This window comes from Allobosea sp. CER48 (genome assembly GCF_044752385.1).
In the GTDB taxonomy this organism is placed as follows: Bacteria; Pseudomonadota; Alphaproteobacteria; order Rhizobiales; family Beijerinckiaceae; genus Allobosea.
This window is the reverse complement of sequence record NZ_JBIWYK010000350.1, coordinates 1-3,448: the sequence shown is the minus strand read 5'-3', so window position 1 is coordinate 3,448 and position 3,448 is coordinate 1. Positions and strand designations below refer to the sequence as shown.

The following is a 3,448-nucleotide window of genomic DNA, read 5'->3' as shown; positions in this document are numbered from 1 at the left end:
ATGTTCGCGCCGAATATCGGGATACTCGAGGATCCGGCGACGGGCTCGGCGGCGGCGGCTTTCGCCGGCGCGGTCATGGCCTTCGATAACCCTGGGGACGGCGACCATCGCCTCGTCATCGAGCAGGGCTACGAAATGGGCCGTCCCTCGCAGATGACGCTCGAACTGAGCGTGCGTGGCGGCGCACTGGTCTCGGCGCGGATCGGTGGTTCGGCGGTCGTGGTCGGCGAGGGCGTGCTGCTGTGAGCGACGGCGTCGAAAACGGCACGATCGTCCGGCTGTCCCGGGTCGATGCCAGAGTCGAGCCCTACGACTGGGCATTCGCCCGCGAAAATGCCGAGCAGATCGCGGCGCATTGGGCGAAGATCAGTGCCGGGAAGCCGGCGATGTTCAACGGCCGCGTCATGCTGCAGCACCGCGCCGCGATCCGCGACGGCGTGTTCGAGGCCGGCTATTTCGAAGTGGATTATGCCGCGTTCATGACCTGGCGCGATGCGGGCCATCCCGGCCCTGTCATTCGCAACGGCTTCGCGATGGCGGCGCTCCGGGCCAATGACGGCGCCTTCCTTTGCGGAAAGATGGGCGATCACACCGCCAATGCCGGCAGGGTCTACTTCGCCGCAGGCACACCGGACCGCGAGGATGCCCGCGCGGATGGTACGCTCGACCTGGCCGGCAGCGTCACCCGCGAGCTCTCGGAGGAGACCGGCTTGCGCCTCGACGAGCTCAACGTCGGCGAGGGCTGGACGGCATTGATCGAGCAGGGGCGTGTGGCCTTCATGCGGGAGGTCGGCGTCGATCTGCCCGCCGACGAGGCGCGTGCGCTGATGCTGGAGCGGATGAAGACGCTCGAAGAGGAGGAGCTCTCCGACATCGTGATCGTGCGCGATCTCGCCGAGACGAAAAACCACGACATGCCGCCCTTCATGCGCCGCTATCTCGCACATATCTTCGACGGCGAGTGATCCTGCCTGCTTCGTGAAAGTGACCCGATGAGTTCTGCCGCGACCGCCTATCCCGCAGCCAGTTACCCGGAGGCTCTTGCGCTGCCGGCAGAGAACCCCTTCGCCTCGCGCTGGGAGACGCCATTCCGGCTGCCGCCCTTCGCAGCGATCAAGCCGGAGCATATCCGCCCGGCCTTCGATGCGGCGCTCGCCAAGCACAAGGCCGAGATCGCGGCGATCGTCGCGGACAAGGCCGCGCCCGATTTCGCCAACACGATCGAGGCGCTGGAGCGCGCCGGGCATGCTCTCAGCCGCGTCGGCGGCGTGTTCTACAACCTGGCGGGAGCCGACACCAACGAGGCGCTGCAGGCGATCGAGCGCGAGATGTCGCCGATCACCTCGCGGCACTGGTCGACGATCATGATGGATGAGGGGCTGTTCGCCCGCGTCGACGCCGTCAACGCCAAGCGCGAGGAGCTCGACCTGAATGCGGAGCAGGCGCGGCTCCTGGAGCGCAGCTACAAGGGTTTCATCCGATCCGGTGCCAAGCTCGGCGCCGAGGACAAGAAGCGGCTGGCCTCGATCAACGAGCGGCTGGCGGGGCTCGGCACGCAGTTCAGCCAGAACGTGCTGAAGGACGAATCTTCCTATGCGCTGTTTATCGCGGACGAGGCAGGGCTCGCCGGCCTGCCGGAATTCCTGAAGGCGGCGATGGCGCGCGCGGCGGCCGATCGCGGCAAGCCCGGCCAGCATGCGGTGACGCTGTCGCGCTCGATCATCGAGCCGTTCCTGACCTTCTCCACCCGCCGCGACCTGCGCGAGGAGGCCTTCATCGCCTGGAGCAAGCGCGGCGAGAATGGCGGCGAGAGCGACAACCGCGCGATCGTCGCCGAGAAGGTGGAGCTCAGGGCGGAGAAGGCGAAGCTGCTGGGCTATCCGACCTTCGCGCATTTCAAGCTCGACGACGCCATGGCGAAGACGCCCGAACATGTGCGTGGGCTTTTGGAACTGGTCTGGAAGCCGGCCAAGGCGCGGGCGGCGCGCGAAGCCGCCGATCTCGCGGCGCTGGCGCAGAGCGAGGGCGAGAACGGTCCGATCCGGCCCTGGGACTGGCGCCACTATGCCGAAAAGGTCAGGCAGAAGACCTATGCGCTCGATGAGGCCGTGCTGAAGCAGTATCTCCAGCTCGATCGCGTCCGGCAGGCGGCCTTCGACGTTGCGGGCAAGCTGTTCGGCCTGTCCTTCGCGGAGCGGCCCGAGCTCGCCGGCTATCACCCGGATGTGCGCATCTTCGAGGTGACCGAGGCGGCGACCGGGCGCCATGTCGGCCTGTTCGTGGGAGATTATTTCGCCCGCGCATCGAAGCGTTCCGGGGCCTGGATGAGCGCGTTCCGCGGCCAGCGCAAGCTCGATGAAGAGACGCGGCCGATCATCGTCAACGTCTGCAATTTCGCGAAGCCGGCCGAAGGCAAGCCCGCGCTGCTCTCGCTCGACGATGCGCGCACGCTGTTCCACGAATTCGGCCACGCGCTGCATGGGCTGCTGTCGGACGTGACCTATGGCTCGCTGGCCGGCACGGCGGTCGCGCGCGATTTCGTAGAGCTGCCCTCGCAGCTCTACGAGCACTGGTTCCTGACGCGCGAGGTGATGCGGGAATATTGCCGCCATGCCGAGACGGGGGAACCAATTCCGGAGGCGCTGATCGAGAAGATCGAGAAGGCCCAGACCTTCAACCAGGGCTTCGCCACGGTGGAATACACCTCCTCGGCGCTGGTCGACCTCGCCTTCCACTCGCTGGAAGCACCGGCGGAGATCGACCCGCTCGCCTTCGAGGCGGCGGAGCTCGCGCGGCTCGGCATGCCCGACGAGATCATCATGCGGCACCGGACGCCGCACTTCACCCATGTTTTCTCTGGCGACGGCTATTCGGCCGGATACTACAGCTATCTCTGGTCCGAAGTGATGGATGCCGACGCCTTCAACGCCTTCACCGAGACGGGCGACGTGTTCTCGCCCGCTGTGGCGGAGAAGCTCAAGCGCTACATCTATTCGGCCGGAGACACCCGCGACGCGTCCGAGGCCTATACGCTCTTCCGCGGCAGGCTGCCGACCCCGGATGCGCTGCTGCAGAAGCGGGGACTGGCGGCATAACAGCCATATTCCGTCATGGTCGGGACGACGCCGACCATGATGGCCGATCCAGTGGCTTCTCAGCCCGGATAACCGAAGCGCGCCTTGGTCCCGCGGATCTGGCTGATCGCACCGGCGTCGTTTCCGGCCGTGCAAGCCGAGCGGGCGCGCGAAATCTCGTTGCTGACCCGGTCGTGCACGCCCTTGGTGGTGTGGCCGGTGGCGAGGTCGTTGTCGATCACGGCCTGGAAGCGCTCGACCTCGCCGGAGCAGCCGCTGCCGGTCGGCATGCGGAACGTGCTCGGCGTCACGCCCGGCGCCGCCTGCTCCGGTGGCGGGGCAGGGGGCGTGCTGGCGGTCTGCGTCTGGCAGGC

The 3,448-nt window shown here is 67.1% G+C and carries 4 protein-coding genes; 3 read left to right on the top strand and 1 reads right to left on the bottom strand.

Annotation, left to right across the window (positions count from 1 at the left end; genetic code table 11):
* The 3 genes from ACIPIA_RS12575 to ACIPIA_RS12565 form a co-directional block, all read left to right on the top strand.
* Positions 1–246: PhzF family phenazine biosynthesis protein (locus tag ACIPIA_RS12575; RefSeq protein WP_400510011.1), on the top strand; the 246-nt coding region annotated here is incomplete at its 5' end.
* Entirely contained in the window at positions 243–965 is a 723-nt protein-coding gene (locus ACIPIA_RS12570) for an NUDIX hydrolase (protein ID WP_400510008.1), read from the top strand. The genes ACIPIA_RS12575 and ACIPIA_RS12570, both read left to right, overlap by 4 nt.
* 27 nt (positions 966–992) lie before the next feature.
* Positions 993–3,095 (top strand): M3 family metallopeptidase, encoded by a 2,103-nt coding sequence (locus tag ACIPIA_RS12565; RefSeq protein WP_400510006.1) that lies wholly within the window; start codon positions 993–995, stop codon positions 3,093–3,095.
* A gap of 59 nt (positions 3,096–3,154) precedes the next feature.
* Here ACIPIA_RS12565 and ACIPIA_RS12560 read toward each other — a convergent pair.
* The coding region (locus ACIPIA_RS12560; protein WP_400510004.1) for a hypothetical protein at positions 3,155–3,448 on the bottom strand (294 nt) is incomplete at its 5' end.